This window comes from Streptomyces sp. NPDC019396 (genome assembly GCF_040632375.1).
In the GTDB taxonomy this organism is placed as follows: Bacteria; Actinomycetota; Actinomycetes; order Streptomycetales; family Streptomycetaceae; genus Streptomyces.
Genome location: NZ_JBEYBS010000006.1, coordinates 1 through 19357 on the forward strand (window position 1 = coordinate 1; position 19357 = coordinate 19357).

General features: G+C 69.8%; 18 protein-coding genes. 10 read left to right on the forward strand and 8 right to left on the reverse strand.

What is annotated here, in order from left to right:
* Nucleotides 1–112: 112 nt before the first annotated feature.
* Nucleotides 113–583: a hypothetical protein gene (locus ABZ532_RS08505; protein WP_361280489.1), complete on the reverse strand. Its 471-nt coding sequence runs from the start codon at nucleotides 581–583 to the stop codon at nucleotides 113–115.
* A 110-nt stretch (nucleotides 584–693) separates the two neighbouring features.
* Between ABZ532_RS08505 and ABZ532_RS08510 the strand changes: the two genes are divergently transcribed.
* The 4 genes from ABZ532_RS08510 (at nucleotide 694) to ABZ532_RS08525 (ending at nucleotide 4212) form a co-directional block, all read left to right on the forward strand.
* Nucleotides 694–1260 carry a polymorphic toxin-type HINT domain-containing protein gene (locus ABZ532_RS08510; RefSeq protein WP_361280490.1) on the forward strand — a complete coding sequence of 189 codons (567 nt, stop codon included), beginning with the start codon at nucleotides 694–696 and terminating at the stop codon, nucleotides 1258–1260.
* Complete coding sequence (locus tag ABZ532_RS08515) at nucleotides 1223–2230, forward strand: DUF3710 domain-containing protein (protein WP_361280491.1); 1008 nt, start codon at nucleotides 1223–1225, stop codon at nucleotides 2228–2230. The genes ABZ532_RS08510 and ABZ532_RS08515 overlap by 38 nt, the downstream gene beginning before the upstream one ends.
* A gap of 227 nt (nucleotides 2231–2457) precedes the next feature.
* Nucleotides 2458–3450: a Dyp-type peroxidase gene (locus tag ABZ532_RS08520; RefSeq protein WP_361280787.1), complete on the forward strand. Its 993-nt coding sequence runs from the start codon at nucleotides 2458–2460 to the stop codon at nucleotides 3448–3450.
* A gap of 318 nt (nucleotides 3451–3768) precedes the next feature.
* Nucleotides 3769–4212, forward strand: coding sequence for a VOC family protein (locus ABZ532_RS08525; protein ID WP_361280493.1), 444 nt, complete (start codon nucleotides 3769–3771; stop codon nucleotides 4210–4212).
* A gap of 28 nt (nucleotides 4213–4240) precedes the next feature.
* Here the strand turns inward: ABZ532_RS08525 and ABZ532_RS08530 are convergent, their stop codons facing one another.
* Nucleotides 4241–4900: an HAD-IA family hydrolase gene (locus tag ABZ532_RS08530; RefSeq protein WP_361280494.1), complete on the reverse strand. Its 660-nt coding sequence runs from the start codon at nucleotides 4898–4900 to the stop codon at nucleotides 4241–4243.
* Between the two features lie 339 nt (nucleotides 4901–5239).
* On the opposite strand from ABZ532_RS08530, the gene helR reads away from it, so the two are divergent.
* Together helR and ABZ532_RS08540 are read left to right on the forward strand one after the other, a co-directional pair.
* A complete protein-coding gene (gene helR, locus ABZ532_RS08535) occupies nucleotides 5240–7414 on the forward strand; it encodes an RNA polymerase recycling motor ATPase HelR (RefSeq protein ID WP_361280496.1) in 2175 nt (724 codons plus the stop codon).
* Nucleotides 7415–7788: 374 nt separating this feature from the next.
* Entirely contained in the window at nucleotides 7789–8268 is a 480-nt protein-coding gene (locus ABZ532_RS08540; RefSeq protein WP_361280497.1) for a hypothetical protein, read from the forward strand.
* Between the two features lie 227 nt (nucleotides 8269–8495).
* On the opposite strand, the gene ABZ532_RS08545 is transcribed toward ABZ532_RS08540, so the two are convergent.
* Together ABZ532_RS08545 and ABZ532_RS08550 are read right to left on the reverse strand one after the other, a co-directional pair.
* Complete coding sequence (locus ABZ532_RS08545) at nucleotides 8496–10058, reverse strand: serine/threonine-protein kinase (protein ID WP_361280498.1); 1563 nt, start codon at nucleotides 10056–10058, stop codon at nucleotides 8496–8498.
* A gap of 278 nt (nucleotides 10059–10336) precedes the next feature.
* Complete coding sequence (locus ABZ532_RS08550) at nucleotides 10337–10624, reverse strand: ribosomal protein L7/L12 (protein WP_361280499.1); 288 nt, start codon at nucleotides 10622–10624, stop codon at nucleotides 10337–10339.
* A gap of 105 nt (nucleotides 10625–10729) precedes the next feature.
* On the opposite strand from ABZ532_RS08550, the gene ABZ532_RS08555 reads away from it, so the two are divergent.
* Nucleotides 10730–11629, forward strand: coding sequence for a helix-turn-helix transcriptional regulator (locus ABZ532_RS08555; protein ID WP_361280500.1), 900 nt, complete (start codon nucleotides 10730–10732; stop codon nucleotides 11627–11629).
* Nucleotides 11630–11660: 31 nt separating this feature from the next.
* Here the strand turns inward: ABZ532_RS08555 and ABZ532_RS08560 are convergent, their stop codons facing one another.
* The gene (locus ABZ532_RS08560; RefSeq protein ID WP_361280501.1) at nucleotides 11661–11927 is read right to left on the reverse strand and encodes an Atu4866 domain-containing protein; all 267 of its coding nucleotides are present in this window, start codon (nucleotides 11925–11927) and stop codon (nucleotides 11661–11663) included.
* A gap of 206 nt (nucleotides 11928–12133) precedes the next feature.
* Between ABZ532_RS08560 and ABZ532_RS08565 the strand changes: the two genes are divergently transcribed.
* The gene (locus ABZ532_RS08565) at nucleotides 12134–13612 is read left to right on the forward strand and encodes an amidohydrolase family protein (RefSeq protein ID WP_361280502.1); all 1479 of its coding nucleotides are present in this window, start codon (nucleotides 12134–12136) and stop codon (nucleotides 13610–13612) included.
* Here the strand turns inward: ABZ532_RS08565 and ABZ532_RS08570 are convergent.
* The 3 genes from ABZ532_RS08570 to ABZ532_RS08580 all read right to left on the reverse strand — a co-directional run bounded on the left by ABZ532_RS08570 (nucleotide 13522) and on the right by ABZ532_RS08580 (nucleotide 16489).
* Complete coding sequence (locus ABZ532_RS08570) at nucleotides 13522–14319, reverse strand: N-formylglutamate amidohydrolase (RefSeq protein ID WP_361280503.1); 798 nt, start codon at nucleotides 14317–14319, stop codon at nucleotides 13522–13524. The two genes, ABZ532_RS08565 and ABZ532_RS08570, sit on opposite strands and share 91 nt — an antisense overlap.
* 89 nt (nucleotides 14320–14408) lie before the next feature.
* Nucleotides 14409–15188 (reverse strand): hypothetical protein, encoded by a 780-nt coding sequence (locus ABZ532_RS08575; RefSeq protein WP_361280504.1) that lies wholly within the window; start codon nucleotides 15186–15188, stop codon nucleotides 14409–14411.
* The gene (locus tag ABZ532_RS08580; protein WP_361280505.1) at nucleotides 15188–16489 is read right to left on the reverse strand and encodes a VWA domain-containing protein; all 1302 of its coding nucleotides are present in this window, start codon (nucleotides 16487–16489) and stop codon (nucleotides 15188–15190) included. The genes ABZ532_RS08575 and ABZ532_RS08580 overlap by 1 nt, the downstream gene beginning before the upstream one ends.
* A 136-nt stretch (nucleotides 16490–16625) precedes the next feature.
* Between ABZ532_RS08580 and ABZ532_RS08585 the strand changes: the two genes are divergently transcribed.
* Together ABZ532_RS08585 and ABZ532_RS08590 are read left to right on the forward strand one after the other, a co-directional pair.
* Nucleotides 16626–17120, forward strand: coding sequence for an ATP-binding protein (locus ABZ532_RS08585; RefSeq protein WP_361280506.1), 495 nt, complete (start codon nucleotides 16626–16628; stop codon nucleotides 17118–17120).
* Between the two features lie 81 nt (nucleotides 17121–17201).
* A complete protein-coding gene (locus ABZ532_RS08590) occupies nucleotides 17202–19289 on the forward strand; it encodes a hypothetical protein (RefSeq protein ID WP_361280507.1) in 2088 nt (695 codons plus the stop codon).
* The last annotated feature ends 68 nt before the right edge of the window (nucleotides 19290–19357 follow it).

Genomic DNA, 19357 nt, shown 5'->3' on the forward strand with positions numbered 1-19357 from the left:
CGTCGCCTGGTGCGCGACTACGAGACGCTGCCCGCCATGCACGAGGCCATGGTGCTGTGGTCGATGACCATGCTCATGAGCAGCCGCCTGGCCGGACGCCGCCCCGGCGCCTTCAGCCGGCCGGTGCCCCGAGCGGAGTGAATACCCCCGGCCGCGTCTGGAGCGCCCACCCTCGTTCCACCAGGCGTTTCGCCTTCGACCGCAGCCCCTCGACCTTCGCCGGGACCGCCTGAAGGCCCAGGGCCGCGGCCAGCTGCTGGCACCGCATACCCTCCCGGGCCGCATCCGACTCCAGCACGGACGTGATCCGCTGGTAGTCGGCAGGCAGGACCGACGCTGTCATGCCCTCGGCCCGTCGCGGCACCACCGCCCCCGCCACCGCACTCACCACCGGCTCCACGACCGCACACGGCGGCTCGGCCAGCACCTCGGCCACCGTCACACGGGCATCCGCAAGACGCTGAAGTGCGCGTTCTGCCTCGCCGAGGGCGGCCTGCACCCGCTCGGCCTCCTCCCGCAACCGTGCCACCTCTTCCCGGACTCTCTTCTCCCGGGCCTCCAGCAGACCGAGCACCGACGGCACCAGCCACCTCCACAAGCGAGACGAACGGACGAACCACGCCCATCTCTCCCGCCGCCAACCGGAGTTCATGCCCACCCAGCCCGAACTAAACGATCACGTTCGGAAAGCGGATGGCGTCTAAGACCAGCACCCTCACAGCCACAACCGGCCACCCCTTCTGGGTTCCCGAGCTTCGTATGTGGCTTGAAGCTGACGAACTCAAGGCTGGCCAATGGCTCCAGACCAGTGCCGGGACTTGGACCCAGATCAGCGCGGTACACAGCCGAGTTGCTACAGCGACCGTATACAACCTCACGGTTGACGAACTGCACACGTACTACGCGCTGGCTGGCAACACCGCAACGCTCGTTCACAACTGCGGTCGGGGGTCAACAGACCCAGCGGATCTGCCGGACTTTCTGGATCCGGACAGTGGGAACTACGTCAGGCCCCGGGGGCCCGGAGCGGCGGCAGACGAGTCGGGGAAGACCCAGAAGGCCGCCGAAGAAGTGGCAGAGGAAGCCGAGAACCGGCGCGACAAGGTTGGCTCCGCTCCCACAACAGTGCAGAAGATGGTGGATGGCCCTCAGGCGCCTGGCGCTCACGGCCCTGCGGAGGCCATCGTAGCTGCTGCAATAGTCGTAGCGAGGGGGTGGCAGCATGCCCGAAAGTGGTGGCGGAACCAAGGCACGCCGTGACGCGAGGCGGATCATCAGACAATTCGAACGTGACGGTGCCATTGCCCTGGAGAACGTGAGTTGTGCGGAGTTTGGGGTATGGGATCGGATCACACCCGGCTGGGTCATGCTGGTCGGTCTCCAGATTGTTCTTCGCCTTCGCTGGGAGAACGGTACCCGCACCGATGAAGCGATTCCTGCAGAGTCGGTTCCAGAGATCAGGCCTGAGGAAATGAAGCGGGTTGTCAATGCGCTACGCGGAGACGTTTCAGAAGTTGAAGAGGTTGTGGAACGTGGTCTGATTTCGCTGGAGACCGTCGTCCGGATGCTCTCATTCGTGACCAGCGCGGAATCAATGTCCGATGGGGAACTCGATCGACTTTTCGGGGATGCGGAGCAAAGCTGTCAGGAAGCCCTTAGGCTTCGATGCGATGAGTCGCAGTTCCGAACAAGTCGTGGCGGTGCCTACGGCCCGAGGGACATCGGCGAAGTCGATCTGTCGAATGCCTATCTCATTGACCTGGGTGGCTTGAGGATCCCCTCGCTGGCAGAGATGGATCTCCAGCCGATGAGAGCCGGTGGCGAAGTCGTGGCGGTCACGGCAGTGCAGGCGAGAACAGCTATCCAACTGCAGGCATTTCGATCTATTCAAGGGTCCTCCTGGGGATCGATTCGCGCGCAAATGTTGAGCAGGTTGCGAACTCAGGGAAGCAGTGCGCGGGAGTGGGCGGGTAAGGCTGGGATTGAGATCAGGGCCGTCGTATCGGCAACCGATGCCCATCGCGGGTCAACTGTCAAGAATGTTCGAGTGCTGGGATTTGATGGTCCAGGATGGGTACTCCGCGGAATCATCAGCGGAGCCGGTGCCGCTGTAGAAAGTGACGAAGAATGGGCGTACGAGGTGTTCTCGGGAACGGTCGTGGATCCATCTTTCCGGTACTCCGGAGGGGCATCATCAGTAGTTCTTCGGTGGCCCCCATCTGGACCATGAACCTGGAGAGCAAAGCGCGTCGCTATCGCTCGCCGTCTCGCTTGTCTGCTGAGGGTGGGGCGCGCGGGATTGCAATGAGGCGTGATGAAGAAGACGCGTAGGTTGCTCCCTCATCGCCGCAACCTCCGGAAGGGGGACTGCTGATGCGACCGAGTCGACGGACGGTGCTCGAGGCGGGGGCGCTGGGGGCGACGTTGGTAGCGGGGGCAGGTGGCCTTGTGATGTCGATGTCGGGGGATGCTCATGCTCCAGTGGGCGGGGTGTCCAGTCTTGTGTCGGGGGCGAGTCTTCCCGTGCATCAGCGTTTCCTCGCGCTTGACCGGACGGTCCGCGGGCGTGCCCCCGGCGCTCCAGCACTGCGTGAGCTCGCAAATGCGACGGCAACAACTCGCGGCCGCGAAGTCGTTGTCGGCCTTGCCTTGGGGAGTGGTGTTTTCGGAGCAGGATCGTTGCGGCCGCGTCAGCTCAGGGAGATGCCGGCCTTCGCGGGGGACGTGCTGGACGTCTCGGTGTCGCACGGGGACGTGCTGGTGGAGCTGGGAGGCCGCACGGCCGCCGCGGTGGAAGCGGCGGCTGGGCAACTCGTTGCCTCTCTACCAAGCTGGCGGGCGAGGTGGTGGATCGACGGCTTCCGGGCCGAGAACCGTGTTGAGGGCGGGCGCGGGCTTGCGCGCAATCCGTTTCACTTCACCGAAGGGTTCGGTAACCCCGCCACCGAGCGCGAGATAGCCAACCGGGCCCTGGTACGCGCCGACCAGGGCGAGCCCGACTGGGCCGTTGGCGGCAGCTACCAGGTTGTGCGGAACATCCGGTTCGCGATTGAGTTGTGGGACAGGGATTCGGTCGAAGATCAGGAAAAGATCATCGGACGTCGCCGAGATGGGCGCTGGCTGGACGGGACGCCTGTAGGGGAGGACCCGAACTTTGCTACTGACCCTCAAGGCAAGCTGACTCCGCTTGACTCGCACGTGCGCCTTGCCGCCCCTGACCGTCGGAATCCGCCGCCGATCGTGCGACGTGGTTACAGCTACGACCGCGGCAATGGCGACAAGGGCCTGATCTTTTCTTGCTTCCAGCGTGATCTCACCAAGGGTTTCGAAGCGGTACAGAAGCGTCTCGAGGGCGAGGCCATGGCCAAGTACCTGCTCACCACCGGAGGCGGGTACTTCTTCGCGCCGCCACCCGGCGACGACTGGATCGACAGAGCATTCCACCAATGAGATTGCAACGCTCGCAGTAGACGGCGGTTCACGACGCGAAGGCTCGGACATCGTCGAGGCGTTCCGACTGGGCAGAATGGTCGCTCCCGATCGGGCGCGCCCGTGGAGGCCGCTGTCGGGTACGCCCTTGCGGTGGCCTTCGGCACCGGGGCGCAGCCCATGTGGATGCTGGCGCTGGACGCCGTCGGGGACCTGATCCCCGGCTGAGTGCGTCTGCGGCATGCCGGATCCGGGGTCATCATGAGTGGTGAGGTCCTCACCGGTGCGGCTGGTCCGTCGTCGCCCGCATTCCCCCGGCGCAAAGAAGGGTGCCGTGTCATGGATATGAGGTTCGAGATCGCGGTGCTCCCCGTCGCGGATGTGGACCGGGCCAAAGCCTTCTACAAGGCGCTGGGCTGGCGGGAGGACGCCGATTTCCCGCTCGGGGACGACTTCAGGGCCGTGCAGTTCACTCCGCCCGGCTCTCCCGGCTCGGTGATCTTCGGCAAGGGGGTGAGCGACGCGGCGCCCGGATCGGCGCAGGGACTGTACCTGGTGGTCCCGGACATCGAGGCGGCTCGCGCGGAACTCCTCGAACGGGGAGCGGAGGTCGGCGAGGTGTTCCACGACGCCGACGGTGTGTTCCACCGCCCCGGAGCGCGTAACCGGGTCCCCGGACCTGACCCGGAACGCCGCAGCTACTGCTCCTTCGCCGCCTTCAGCGACCCCGACGGCAACGGCTGGGTCCTTCAGGAGATCACCGAACGCCTCCCCGGTCGCTGATCGAGCCCGCCTCGTGCCAGGAGCCGGCTCAGGCCGCTGCACCCGCCCGGGATCCGGATGGTCCGGATACGAAGGCCAGGATGTGCGGGACCGCCTCACGCAGGCTGGCGAAGTGCCGGTGCACACCGTCGACCGCGACCGCGGCGTTCACACCCCACACCGTCATCCCGGCCCGAAGCCCTGACTGGACCCCGGACGGTGCGTCCTCGATCACCAGGCAGTCTCCGGGTGCGGCGCCCAGAAGTGCGGCGGCCTTCAGATACGGAACGGGGGAGGGCTTGCCCTCCTCGACAGCCGCGGCGTCCACGACCAGACCCGGAACCGGCAGCCCCGTCCGCTGGAAACGGCCCCGCACCCGGTGCTCGTAGTTCGATGTCACGAGCGCCCAGGAACCCGACGGCAGCCCGTGCAGCAGTTCCGACGCCCCGTCAAAGGCTGAGTAGACACCGGACCGTACGTCCTCGTCCTCCAGTGCGTGCAGTGCCGCCAGGCACTCGTGTGGATCGCGGTCCGCCGCGACGAGTGCGAAGGTCTCCATCGGACGTGTCCTCAGGGCGACTTGGTACACCTCGTCCCCGTCCACCCCGTAGCGCTCCGCCCATGTCCGCCACACCCGGCGCTGGTTGCTCACCGCGTCCACCAAGGTGCCGTCGACATCGAACAGGACAAACTTTGATGTGCTGGTCACACGCCGATCATGTCAGGCGTTGAAGGGTTTGCCGAAGCCGCCCCGGAGTCCGGACGATCAAGCGGGGGGGGGGGCAGGCAAGCGGTGGACGAGAAGGGGAGCCACACTCCTCGCCACTCTCAACGTATAGCGCACCGGGGGGCTTGCGGCAAGGCCCGGGTCGTGCCGCAAAATCGCAGGCCGTAGCCAGAACCTGCGCCAATTGGAGATTCACGAAGTGCGTGCGCTGTTGTCGGATCACGTGTTGTGCGGTGACGCCGGATCGGGGAGTGGAGCCGGGCCCACCGGCGTAACCGCCGCCGGTCTCCGAGTGCGCGAGGCCGGATCGGAGCTGATGCCGTGAACCCCCTGACCACCAAGGCGTTCGACCTGCTCGACCGCCTCGCCCACAAAGCCGACCGGGCGCTCGTCGCCGACGACGAGCGGCACTTCGCCGCGATCGCGGAGGCTCTTGAGCAGTCCATCGCCGAACTGTCCGACCTCCTCGACGCCAGGCTCAGGGCGCCCGGAGGTGTGGGCCGGGAGGCGATGGAGCGCGACATGGAGGTCCACCGGCTGAGTGCGCGGCTGCGAGCCCTGCGGCGCTTCGGTCTGGACCTGTGCCTCGGACGCGTCGTCAGCGAGGACCAGCCCGAGCCGGCGTACATCGGACGGCTCGGACTCACCGACCGCACCGGACGCCGGCTGCTGCTCGACTGGCGCTCCCCGGCCGCCGAGCCGTTCTTCGCGGCGACCCACGCCAATCCGATGGGGCTGGCAAGCCGACGCAGGTACCGCTGGAGCGACGGCCGGGTCAGCGACTACTGGGACGAGGTGTTCACCCCCGACGGGCTGGAGCGACACACCGCCCTCGACGATCAGTCCGCGTTCATCGCCAGTCTGGGCGGCCACCGGTCGGCCCGGATGCGCGACGTGCTCGCCACCATCCAGGCCGACCAGGATGCCGTCATCCGCGCCGGATCCGGCGGTGCGCTCGTCGTCGACGGTGGTCCGGGCACGGGCAAGACCGTCGTCGCGCTGCACCGCTCCGCGTATCTCCTCTACTCCGACCCCCGCCTCGGTCACCGTCGCGGCGGCGTGCTGTTCGTCGGCCCGCACCAGCCCTACCTGGCCTATGTCGCCGACGTCCTGCCCAGCCTCGGCGAAGAGGGTGTACAGACCTGCACCCTGCGGGACCTGGTCGCCGAGGGCCCGGGAGCGGCGACCGATACCGACCCGGACGTGGCGCTCCTCAAGTCGTCCGCGGACATGGTGGGCGCCATCGAGACGGCCGTCAGGTTCTACGAGGAGCCGCCTGCCGAGGGCATGACGGTCAGCACCGACTGGTCCGACCTCTGGCTGAGCGCCGACGACTGGGCCGAGGCCTTCGGCGCACCGGAACCGGGAACGCCGCACAACGAAGCGCGCGAGCAGATCTGGGAGGAGCTGCTCGCGATCCTCATGGACCAGATGGACGGGATGGACGAGCACGGGGGCGACGTACCGGCCGACCTCTTCCGGCGGGCCCTGCTGCACGACGAAGAGCTGGTCACCACCCTCAACCGGGCATGGCCGCTGATCGAAGCGGCCGACCTCGTCGGCGACCTGTGGACCGTACCCGCCTACCTTCGGATGTGCGCTCCTTGGTTGAGCCCCGAAGAGGTGCGAAAACTCCAGCGCGACGAGCCCCAGGCCTGGACGCTCTCCGACCTGCCGCTCCTGGACGCGGCACGGCAGCGGCTCGGCGACCCGGAGGCGGCACGGCGGAAGCGCCGCCACACAGCTGCCGTCGCCGCCGAACGCGAGCGCATGGCCGCAGTGATCGACAACGTGCTCGCGGCCGACGACGACGGCGAAGGCGCGGTGACGATGCTGCGGGGACCGGACCTCCAGGACAGCCTGATCGACGCGTCCGCCCTGCCCGCCGCCGACCCGGACCGGCTCGCCGGCCCGTTCGCGCACATCGTCGTGGACGAGGCGCAGGAACTGACGGACGCGCAGTGGCAGATGCTGCTGTCCCGCTGCCCGTCACGGAGCTTCACCGTCGTCGGGGACCGTGCCCAAGCCAGGCACGGGTTCACGGACTCATGGCGGGAGCGGCTCCAGAGGGTCGGATTCGACCGGATCGCCGTGGCCTCCCTGAGCATCAACTACCGCACCCCGGAAGAGGTCATGGCGGAAGCGGAACCGGTCATCCGGGCGGTGCTCCCGGACGCCAATGTGCCGACTTCGGTCCGCAGTGGCGGAGTTCCCGTCGTCCATGGACCAGTCGCGGATCTGGAATCGACCCTGGACACCTGGCTCCGGACACATGCGGAGGGCACCGCCTGCGTCATCGGCGACTCCGCCTTCCGGGCCACCTCCCGGGTCCGGTCGCTGACTCCCGAACTGTCGAAGGGCCTTGAATTCGATCTGGTCGTCCTGGTCGACCCGGAGTCGTTCGGGGAGGGCGTCGAGGGCGTCGAGGGCGTTGTGGACCGCTATGTCGCGATGACCCGGGCGACCAGGCAACTCGTCGTCCTCACGCGCTCCTGACGGGTCACGCTCGTCCGGAACCGGGCGTGCCGTCCGGCGACCCCGCTGGTCCTGCGACCGCATGAGTTCGCCCGGGTGGTCGGTGCGCGCTGTCCAACTTCAGCGCGGCAGGCCAGGCCTTGGGTGGTTCCCTGGCTCAGAAGTCACCGTTTCGCCAGGACGTTTCGGTCAAGGAGGTCCCGGACGGCGTTGCGTCCATAGGAGAGCGGCTGTCCACGGACAGGTCGACGACCACGGGCATGCCCCTCGTGGTCCGTGCGCCGGCGGTCACCAGCGCGGCTCGTCGGCCTGGCACTCGGCAAGAGGCCCGTGATCCCATGCCGGATAGGGAGAGCCGCTGGTGTCGCGGCAGTGGTTGGGACAGCATGCGGCACATGGACTGGATGCCTCTGCTCTCCACGATGACCGGTGCCGCTATCGGCATCGCCGCGACCCTGATCGCCGATCGCAACAGGTGGCGGCGCGAGGAAGCGCGACACGCTCTGGAAGTGCGACGCGCCGTGTACACCGAGTACGCCTCCGCCCTCAAAGACGCGGGGGAAGAGATACGGGCTGTCGCCCTGGGCGATCACCTGTCCGATTCAGCGCGTGACGCGGCGGTGCGCGAAGCCTTCCGCGGGACCGGATTGCACACGGCAAGCGAGCAGCTCTGGCTCGTGGGTCCGCCGCTCGTTGTCGCGGCCGGGAACGATGCGTTTCACAGCCTGCGCCGGATGCGCGACGCCTATGCCAGCGGGGTGGCCATCGGCTCCGCCGAGGACACGGCCTTCATCCAGCAGCGCCGCACGGCCATGGCTGAGATGCGCCGCCGCATGCGTGAGGATCTGGGCATCGGACCCCTCGGGATCGAATGACCACCGGCCGGAGAAGCTGTCAGGATTGCGCCGGCGGCGATCAGTCACAGTGCGGGCCGTCGGCGTGGCATCGGCAGAACACCCGTGATCGCCGTGCCGGAGGCTCGGAAACAGACTGTCAGGCTGCGGTTTTGAGCCGGGATACCGCCGCCTCTTCGGCGCCCCGCCCAGCCAGGACGTCGCGGCCCTGCACCGCGCGGGACGGGGCTGAGGGCCGTCCCCGGTATTCAGCGGCTACGCGTCAGCGCCGAAGGAGCACCGGCCGACTGTGCCCCCTCCAGCGCGAGGGTGAGCCGGTCCGCACCCGACTTCGTGACGATGTACATGTTGCCCTGGCGGCAGGTGAAGGAGCCCGAAGGGTCGGTCGGGCGGCTGGTGAGCGCTGCGAAGATCATGGTGTCCCCGCGGACCTGCCGTAGTTCAAGGGCCTCGGTGCAGCCGAGGTTGCGCCCGGTGCCGATGTCCTCCACGTCACTGACCTGCCGTCCGATGAGATCGCCCACAGCGCCTTCATGAAGGGTGACCGTGACGGAGAACTCCCGCGTCCGCGGCCGGCTGATGCCGTCCGCGTCAGGCGTTCCGGGACCGACACCCGACCACGTACCGACCCAGGCGGCGGGCAGGGTGCTCGTGGCGGCGGAGGAGGAAGCGGCACTCGGCGAGGGGCCCTCGGGTGTGGCCGTGCTTCCGCCGCCGTCGCTCCAGGGAAGGCGGGGCAGGATCACGATGGCGGCTGCCGCCAGGACGGCGGCACCGGTCGCGGCGGCGATCGTACGGAGACGACGAGTCCGCCGTGCGCCGTGCGGCGGCGGCGGTGACGCCGGGTACGGCGGCGCTGTGACGCCCGCAGCGGGTGGCGGCACTGTTGCCGTCGCCGTCGGCTCGGGCGCGGACAGCAGGTGCCGGAGTCCGGCTTCGCGGCGGCCGGTCTCCGCCACCAGGGCCGAGGGCGCAGCCCCGGTCCAGCTCTCCGTACCGAGAGCGGCGAGCCGCGCCCGTACGTCATCGGCGGTGGGGCGCTCGTCCGGGGCCTTGGCCAAGCACTCCTTCACCAGCGGCGCCAGGGATGCCGGTATCCCATCGAGCAGGGGTTCGTCATGGACGATCCGGTACAGGAGCGTGGGTAGTTGCGGCTCCTCGCCGGCCGCCGAGAAGGGGCCCCGGCCGGTGGCCGCGTACACCAGGACCGCGGCGAGCGAGAAGACATCCGCGGGCGGTCCGGCCACGGCTCCGGTCGCCTGCTCGGGCGCGAGGAACCCGGGTGTGCCGATCACGGCTCCCGTCTGCGTCTGGCGTGCGTCGCGGACGGCGCGGGCGATGCCGAAGTCGATGAGGAGGGGACGCTCGGGCCCCAGCAGGATGTTGCCCGGTTTGATGTCGCGGTGGACCACGCCCGCCTCGCGGACGGCCACGAGCGCGGCCGACAGCTCCCGGGCCAGGCACCGCACGGCCGGTTCCGGTAGCGGGCCGTAGCGCTGTACCCAGTCGCCCAGCGACGGCGCGGGGACGTACTCCGTCGCCAGCCACTGCGGGGCCTGCCCCGGTGGGCTGAAGTCCACGACCGTGACCGTCCACGGGGAGCGGACCCGGTCGCTGGTACGGATCTCGCGGGCGAACCGTTCCGCGAACCCCGGCTCACGGCTCACATCGGGATGCACGGTCTTCACCGCCAGCGCGCGCCCCGAGGCCGTCCGGGCCAGGAACACCTCGCCCATGCCGCCTGCGCCGAGCCGCGCCAGCAGCCGGTACCCCCCGATCTGCGGCGGGTCATGAGATCTCAGAGACTCCACCGACTCGTGCCCCCCTGTTCGCCTGTCCCACGGGCCGAAGCCCGCTCACAGTACCGGCGGACGCGAGTCGCGCCGCCCCCGGTCCCGTACGGTGACCCGTCGCGGAACCGTGGCCGCCCCGCCGCTTCGGGCAGGCGGGTGTCCGCGTACCCGAGCACGCGCGGTCTCCCGGGCTCCAGCGTCCCTGACGTCCGCGAGTGCCGCGCCCGTGGCTCTCAGGAGCAGGTGGCGGTGTCGAGGGCCGAACGCCCTCCCGCGGTGGGGGAGCTCAGCGAGGTTCAGTCGCCGGCTTCCATACGCTCCACGGCGTCCTTCGCCTCCTTGAGGTCGGCGTCGGTCACCTCCCGGTAGACCTTGATCGCCTCGATCTTCTTGCCCTCGCGCAGCAGCGCGGTCACCCGCTCGAGCCGCGGGTCGGCCGGCTCGCTCGCGCCCATGTGGTCAAGGACCAGGTCGATCTTGCGCTCGAGCCGCGCGACCCGGCGGTCCATGCGGCTCAGTTTGAGATCGATGGAACCGCTCAGCAGGAGGACTCCGATGACTGCCAACAGCACTGCAATTTCCATGATCTCGGATGGTACCGGCAGGCCGGGCGAGCCCGCGTCCGTCTGGGTGTGGAGCACCCAGGATCAGCGCTGTCCCAGGCAAGGGGGCCGGAATAGCCTGGTCCCATGGACAGTGGTGGTGGCAGGGTCAGCGGCAAACGACAGGCAGCAGCGAACGGCCTGGGCGACTTCCTGCGTGCCCGGCGCGCCCAGCTGCGGCCCGAGGACGCGGGACTGCCCGCCACCGGGCGCCGCAGGGTCCCCGGTCTGCGGCGTGAGGAGGTCGCCCTGCTGGCCGGGGTCAGCGCCGACTACTACATGCGGCTGGAACAAGGGCGGGAGCGGCACCCGTCGCCTCAGGTGCTCGATGCCGTCGGCCGGGCACTGCGGCTGGGTGACCCTGCGGTGGCCCATCTGCACCGGCTCGCCGTATCCGGGACACGCCGTGCTTCCCGAACTCCCCGGGCCGAGCCTCTCAGCCCCCGACTCCGTCGGCTGATCGACGGCTGGACGGACACACCCGCCTTTGTGCTGGGACACTCCCTGGACTTCCTCGCCCGCAACCATGTCGCCGATGCTCTGTTCGCGGGTTTCACCGTGCGTGGCAATCTGCTGAGCATGGTGTTCCTCGATCCGGCCGCCCACGACTTCTTCCGCGACTGGGACCGCGCCGCCGCATCGTCCGTGGCGGCCCTGCGGCAGGCGGCCGGTACCGATGCGGACGATCCGCGGCTCGCGCGCCTGGTCGATGAACTGTGCGCCGGGAGCAGGGAGTTCCGCGACCTGTGGGACCGCCATGACGTACACGGGAAGGACCGTGAGACCAAGCGCGTGCGGCACCCCGTCGTCGGCGATCTGGATCTGCACGCCGAGGTGTTCACGGTCGCCGGTGCGCCGACCCAGCAACTCGTCGTCTACCAGCCCGAACCCGGATCGCCTTCGGCCTGTGCCCTCACCCTGCTCGCGTCGCTCAACGCGCCCCCGGTCACGTGCCCGTCCCCGATCGGGAGCATGTCCGGGCGGTAGGAGTACGTCCGGGGGGTCCGTGCGGCAGGGCTCAGTCTTCCCGGTGGAGCACCAGGTGCTCGTGGTAGAGCACGCCCTCGCGCACATCCCCCGTCGCGGTGAAACCGGTGTCGTCCACGTAGTCGATATGGCTGCCGGTCACCGTGTACGAGCCCGTGTACGCACTCGCCCGCGTCCCACGGGCCTCGTCGTAGCGGCCGTTCGGCAGCAGTTCCTGGCGGATGAAACCGTCGGCAGTGACCCACATGCCGACGTACGGATGGGAGTGGCCGCCCGGAGCGGTGTCGTCGTTCGTCATGCCCCCACCTTCGGGCCGCCGTGCCAGGGGGACCAGGCCGCCCTCCTCCTGGGTGGGGGAATCAGGGGAGTGGCGCACCAGGGTACGCCGACCCCCGGTGCGGACGGGCCTGGTCCCCCCTGGCACAGCGGCCCGAACCTGGTCACGGCGCAGCGGCACAGACGTACACCCGCTGGGCGGCATTCATCTCCGTGAGGACCAGAACAGTGAACCACCCCAACGACACCTTCAGCACTGCCCTACTGGAGCAGATCCGGCGCCGGTCCGGCGACCGCGAACGCCGCATCCTCTTCCGGGGCGCCACCGTCGTCACCATGGATCCGTCCCTCGGCGTGCTGGAGCACGGGGACCTGCTCGTGGAGGGGACGACGATCGCCGCCGTCGGACCGGACCTGAGCCCGTCCCCGAGCGTGGAGGGCGCCGTGGTCGTCGACGCGACGGGCACGGTCCTCACCCCCGGCTTCGTCGACACCCACCGGCATGCCTGGGAGGCCCAGCTGCGCCGGATCATGCCGGATGTCGACGACCTGGCGGGCTATGTGGCCGCCACGCTCGCGGGGTACGCGACGGTCTACCGGCCGCAGGACATGTACACCGGCACCAAGCTGGCCGCCCTCACCGCCATCGACGGGGGCATCACCACACTGCTCGACTTCTCCCACAACTCCCGTACCGCCGAACACTCCGACGCGGCGATCCGTGCGCTCACCGACACCGGAATCCGGGGCGTCCATGCCTCGATGGGCCCTCATTTCGGTGACTGGGACCAGCAGTGGCCCGGCGACCTCACCCGGCTGAGGGAACGGTACTTCCCGAGCGACGGCCAGCTGCTGACCCTGCGTCTGGCGGCCCTGGCCACGGACGAGATCGCCGGGCCGTCCCTCGCCTACGGCCCCCGGCTCCGGCATGTCGCCGACACACTGGGCATAGGTGTGGCCGTGGACGCCGTCATCGGGGCGTCGTCATCGGAGGCCGTACTGCGCTGGGCGCGGGAAGGCGTACTCGGAGCCGACGTCATGCTCATCCACAGCACCGGACTGACCGGTGAGGCCTGGCGGGCGATGGCCGACACGGGCACCACCGTGGCACTCGCCCCCACATCCGACTCCCAGATCGGCCTGGACACGGCGATACCCGCTATCGACGAGGCCCTCGCCGTCGGTATCCGCCCCGGGCTGAGCGTGGACGTCGAAGTCGCCCTGGCCAGCGACATGTTCACCCAGATGCGGGCCCTGCACACCATCCAGCGGATGCGTGCGGTCAACGGCTCGTACGGCAGCGAATCCGGTGAGGCAGCGGCACGCATCGGCACCCGTGACGTGCTCGACTTCGCCACCCTCCAGGGCGCCCGCACCATCGGTCTCGGAGACACCACCGGTTCCCTCACTCCCGGCAAGAAGGCCGACCTCCTCGTCATCCAGGCCGAGGACATCAACAACATGCCGCTGAACGATCCGGTCGGCACGGTCGTCCTGGGCACCGACGCGCGCAACATCAGCGCGGTGCTCATCGACGGGGAGCCCCGCAAATGGGGCGGACGGGTCCTCGGCACCGACATCGGCGACCTGCGCGGACAGGTCCGCGCGTCGCGCGATCACATCGTCGACGCCGCCACCAGGTCCGCCAACGCGGAGGCGAGCCGCTCCAGGCCCGGCCCTGCCGTGCCGCCCGGCTCGTCCATGTAGAGATCACGGCGGATCTCGACCATCAGGGCGCTCACCCGGGGGTCCCTGCGGTGGAACTGCAGGGGTACGTACGTCCCGGCGAACGGGGTGTCGAGTGCGGTACCGCCGAATCCCGCGAATGCCCTCCGCGCCACGGTGAGGAGCTCACCGGGGGTGTGGTGAGGGTCCGTGCCCAGGCAGATCGGCGGGCGCGGGGCGTCGCCGTGCAGCTCGTACGGCAGCGCGTGCGTCGGGTAGGAGTGCACGTCGATGACGACGGCGCGGCCGGCCGCGTCCAGCCGGTCGGCGACGGCCCGGGTCATCGCGGCGGCGTACGGGTGGAAGTAGCGGTCGAGCAGTGGCGCGGGGTCCAGGGCGGTGGGGCGGAGTGGCTCGCGGCGTGTGGTCCGCGTGTAGACCGCCCCCATGCCGGCCGTCAGCATCTCCTCACGCTCGTCGGGGAAGCGCTCCGGATCGACTACCAGGCGGGACAGCCGGTTGACGAACTGCCAGGGAGTCACGGCAGCCGCCGCGGCCGCCTCCGCGGCGATCTCCGCGGTGTGGGCGTCGGTGACGTGGTCGAGTTCGCGTGCCAGCGCGTGGTCGTCCAGCAGGATGCCGTCGCGGACGTCCGGGGGGATGGTGCGTGACGCGTGGGGGACATGGAGGATCACCGGCGAGGCGGTGGCTCCGGGGACCAGCTGGAAGGAACGGGGTGCCTGGTTCATCACTGTCCTTTCTGAGCGCGGGGAGCCCGGTGCCGCCCGCCCGGTGAGGCGGGCGGCACCGGGAGGGTCGATGGAGACCCCCCGAGGGCTCAGGCCACGGGCGGTACGTGCCCCGGGCGGCCGTTGCCGCGGGTGAGGCGGTAGCCCCAGATTCCCGCCAGGGCGGCGAGTACGGCGCCACCCGTCGTCCACAGCAGCCGGGACGACCACCAGCCGGAGGCCCAGCCCCCGTCCGGCTCCACCTGCGGGCCGGACGCGGGCACCAGCGGTGCGCCCAGGGCGCCGTCCGCGTCGGCGGCACCCCCGGCGTCGGCGGTGGTCACTTCGAGCGAGGTGTCGACGGACTCACCCAGGTCGTCGGCGGGGGCGCCGACGACGGTCAGACGCACGTAGTACGTGCCGGGCAGCGGGTCGTTGGCCGCGGGCTCCGCCCAGGCCCTGACCGTACGCAGCGCACACGACAACTCCACCGTGGCGGCGTCGGCGGAAGCCGTCGTGGTGTCACTGCCGAAGCGGCAGGCCTGACGCCGGCGCAGCCCGTCGTACACCTCCAGCCGCCAGGTGTGGGCGCCGTGTCCGGCCTTCGTGTCCGGCCGTTTCACCGTGGCCCTGACCGTGGGGCGCTCCCCGGCGTCGGCGGGGAACTGCCAGTACAGGTAGTCACCGGTGGACCCCTGCGCCGTGGCCCGCTGGCCGGGACGCACGACCGTCGCGGTGCGGAACGACGTACCGGCCTCGGTCGGCGCCGGTGCCTCCTCCGCGTCGCCGGAGGCGGTGGGCGATGGGGTGTCCGCCGCGGCCGTCCCTGGCAGCGCGAACAGAGCCGCACAGGCTGCGAGCGCGGCGGCGAAAGTGCGCAGGGTACGCATCAGTTGGTCCTCCAGACGGCGATACGCCAGCGTGAGATCCAGCCCCAGATCAGACCGGCGAGGAAGCCCGTCAGCGCCAGCAGGCCGAGCAGCCACCAGCCGCGGCCCAGGCCGAAGTAGGCCACGTCACCGGCGTCGTCGGGGCCGTCCACGACGTCGACGGTCAGCTCGACGGGCAGACCGGGGGAGGTCTTGACGGAGGCCGGCGCGGAGAAGGAGTTGCTCACCCGCAGGCACACCGTCTCCGCCGCGGGCTTGACGTCGACGTCGTCGGAGTCGGCGTCGTCGCTGCCGGGCTTCGGGTAGCGCAGCCCGGTCGATATGACATCGGTGCGCCCGTCCCCCGCTGCCTCGCCGCGTACGATCTCCCGGCCCCGCACGGTCGACGCCCGCAACAGCACACCGTAGTCACGGTTGACGGCCCGGTCCGCGGCGACACTCACCGAGGCCCGCAGCTCCTGCCCGGGCAGCAGATCCACGCGGTACCAGCGGTGCTGGCCGAAGACCTCACGGTCGCTGTAGAGCCCCGCCTCGAGCTGCGGCGCGTCCTGGCAGCCGTCGGTGCCCCGCGTGGCCACCGGGGTGACGACGGGCTCGGCCGCCCGGTCGACCAGTTGGCTGACCCGGTCCGACAGCTCCTCCTTGTGCTGCACGGAGGTGTACGTGCCGCCGGTCGCCTCCGCGATGCACATCAGCTGCGCGCGCATCTTGGCGTTGGGGACGAGACCGAGTGTGTCGATGGTGATGTTGATGCCCTTGGCCGCGATCTCGCGGGCCACCTCGCACGGGTCGAGCGGGGCGCAGGTGTCCTCGCCGTCCGTGATGAGCACGATCCGGCGGGTGGTGTTCCCGCCCTTGAGGTCGTCGGCGGCTCCCAGCAGCGCCGGGCCGATCGGCGTCCACCCGGTCGGAGCCAGCGTCGCCACCGCCGTCTTGGCCTCGGTCCGGTCCAGTTCGCCGACGGGGTAGAGCGTGCGGGTGTCCTTGCAGCCTTCCTTCCGGTCGTTGCCCGGATAGTTGGCCCCGAGGGTACGTATCCCGAGCCGCACCTCCTCCGGCACCGCGTCCAGCACCTCGTTGAACGCCTGCTTGGCGGCGGACATCCGGGACTGCCCGTCGATGTCCCGGGCGCGCATCGAACCGCTCACATCGAGCACGAGCTCGACCTTGGGCGGTTCCTTCGCCTGCCCGCCCTCGGGCCCGCCGGAGTCGGCGGTGGCGGCGGCCGGGAGGAGGCCGCCGGTCAAGGTGACCAGCAGCGCGCCGCAGAGAGCGGCCGCCAGTCGCTTTCGTGTGATCATCGGCGGATCATAGTGAGCCCGGGGAGCGGGGCCCAATTCGGCATCGTGCGCTGCCGCGTATGCGCCGTCGGCCCGGCTGAATGCCGCGATGTGTGAATCCGTATGTACGGGCATGCCGCAACCAGGTTCACCGGTCATGGAATTCACCCAGCTGCTGAGCTCGACGCGGCGTGGTGCCAGGCTGGCCCGGTTGCTCGCCGTGGAGCAGCTGGTCGAATGGGGATGGGCCAGGAGCGGTGAACGGACCGAGACGGCCGCGCTGGTCGTCGCGGAGCTGGCCGCCAACGCGGTCGGCCACGCCCGGCTCTCGGGGCGGGGGTTCCGGCTCAGTCTGCTGCTGGAGCCGGGGAGGCTGAGGGTGGAGGTGACCGATGCCCGCGGGGAACGGCGTCCTGAGGTCGGTGGGGACCTGGGTGAGCCGGGGATCGGCAGAGGCTACGGGCTCGTGATCGTCGCGGCGCTCGCCGCGCGCTGGGGCGTCCGTCCGCATCCCCCTTCGGGGAAGACCGTGTGGGCGGACATCGAAGCGGGTCGTCGGCATGGACGGCCGCCGGGCTCCCGCATCGCCTCGCGACCAGCCGCGGCGGTGGCTCCGGGTGCCGCGCGGGCGCCCGGTCTGCGGCCGCGATGAGGGGGATCGCTGGAGGAGTGAGTGGATTCCGTCGAACTGCCTGTTGACTCCCCGTGGTTGGGATATACGTGAGCTGTGACGGTGCCAAGGGACGTAAGCGAGACCCGTGACGCTCTGCGCGTCACCTTGAACGAGTGCGAGTCGTGGCTGGAGTCGGCGGTCACGGCGCCGGATGCTTCCGAGGCGTGGTTGCAGGGGCTGCGCGAGGACGCGGACGCGGTGCGGCGGCTGAGAACGCGCGCGGCCTCGGCTCTGATCAATGTGGCGCTGCTCGGCTACTTCTCGTCCGGGAAGAGCTTTCTGCTCAGCGGACTTCAGGGCGGGCTCGAACTCGTCGAGGCGATCACGGAGACCGGTGAGACCGGCGAGAAGTTCGTCGGGTTGCTGCCGTCCTCACCGGTGCCGACGACATCCTGGCCGTTCAGCGTGGTTCCCGTGGACCCGCAGAGCGGAGTCGACGCCTCGGGCACGGGATTCCTGCGTGTGCGGTTCGCCGACGCACCCCCGGACGAATGGGAGAACGTGGGGAACTCGCCGGCACCCGCGGTGGTCGAGGCGTACGCCATGGAGCAGGGCGATGTGGTCAACCGGCTGCGTCCGCACCGGGGGCGCGAGGTGGCGGAGGCGGAGCTGCTGCTTGCGGAAGCGCTGCTGCCGGCGAAGTTCTACGACCTGCCCGGAGTCGGCTCGTCCAACACGACCCACGACAGGATCGTCCGGCGGGCTCTGCTCGACGCCGACTGCTACCTCTACGTGACCCCGGCGGGCCGCACTCTGTCGGAGACGGATCTGTCGCTCATCCGTGTCCTTTACGACCACTGCCTGCTGTCGGGCCAGAACAGCCAGCGCAAGCGGGTCGTGTGGGTGGTCACCGCGATCGACACCGCCTCTCACCTCGACCTGCGCAACCAGCCGGAGTGGAAGGCGACGGTCGCCCGCAACAACCAGTATCTGAGGGACAACTTCAAACTGCCCGACGGCCGCCCCGATCTCGAGTTCATCGGTGAGGGCTTCATCGCCGTCTCCCCGGCCTGGGAGGCCTCCGCGGCCAAGCTGGACGCCGAGGGAGCCGAAGCCGCGGCCCACCGCCAGCGCAACAAGAGCAACATGGACGAGCTCCGTGGCGCGATCGAGGACCTCATCAGCACGGGCACAGGCACGCGGCACATCTCCGCGATGGCCGCCGAGGCGCGCTATCTGATCGGTCAGCGGCACCGTGTGCTCGAGCAGCGGTTGCAGACGGAACGCCTGGAGATCGACGAGCTGAAGGAGCGCCTGGACCTCCAGCGCCGCCGGGTGGAACTGCTGGACACGGCGCTGCCCGCGGTACGGGAGGAACTCGGACGCAAGCTGCTCGACCGCGTCGACCGCGCCGCACGCCCCTTCAACCGCCTCGCCGGCCATCTGCACTCCGTACTCGACTCCGTCATCCGGGGCGCCGACCTCAACAAACTGACGCAGGCCAACCAGATCCAGGTCTCCAAGGCGCAGGCCCTGCGCGCCTGGCTGGAGTCGCCCAGTGGTCCCGTCACCCTGTGGAACCAGGAGTACGAGGCGTTCAAGCAGGACGTCGTCCGCACGGTCGACCGGGTGTTCGGTGACAGGGAACTCGCGAGCCGGCTGCCCGAGTTCGCCTTCGACGTCAACGATGTGTCCGCTCCCGGGCGTACGCGGCGGAGGGCCACCACGCACGACGTCGTGCAGCGGGCGGCAGCGCTGGTCGGCATCGTCACACCGGTGGTGGCCAGCGGCGGCTGGGTGTACGGTCTCGCGGCGGCGGGCACCCTGCTGCCGCCCGCGGGTCTGGTCGCCGGGGTCGCCGGACTCGTCTACCTCGGCATCCAGATCCGCAAGGGACGCGCCAGCTCGCTCGATGTACTGCGCGAGGAATGGATCCAGGCCGTCGACGCGGAGGCGACAGCGGTCCGGCAGCAGTTCACACTGGCCATCAGCGTGCAGGCGACCGAGGTCGTCGACCATCTGACGGACAATCTCGACCGGTACCGGGAGCACCTCGAAGAGTCGAGCGACTTCATCCGGGAGCGCATCGCCCAGCCGGAGAACAGGGCGCGCCAGGAGGTCGTCGACCAGCTCGAACCGCTGTGTACCGGAGGACGGGAGCTCGTGGCCGCGCTGAGGGCACTGGAGACACCTGATACACGCCCCTGAGTACGAGTCAGGAAGCAGTGGGCGCGCCGGGAAGCGGCCTCATGGGGCGGGGTTCCGCGCGCCGGACG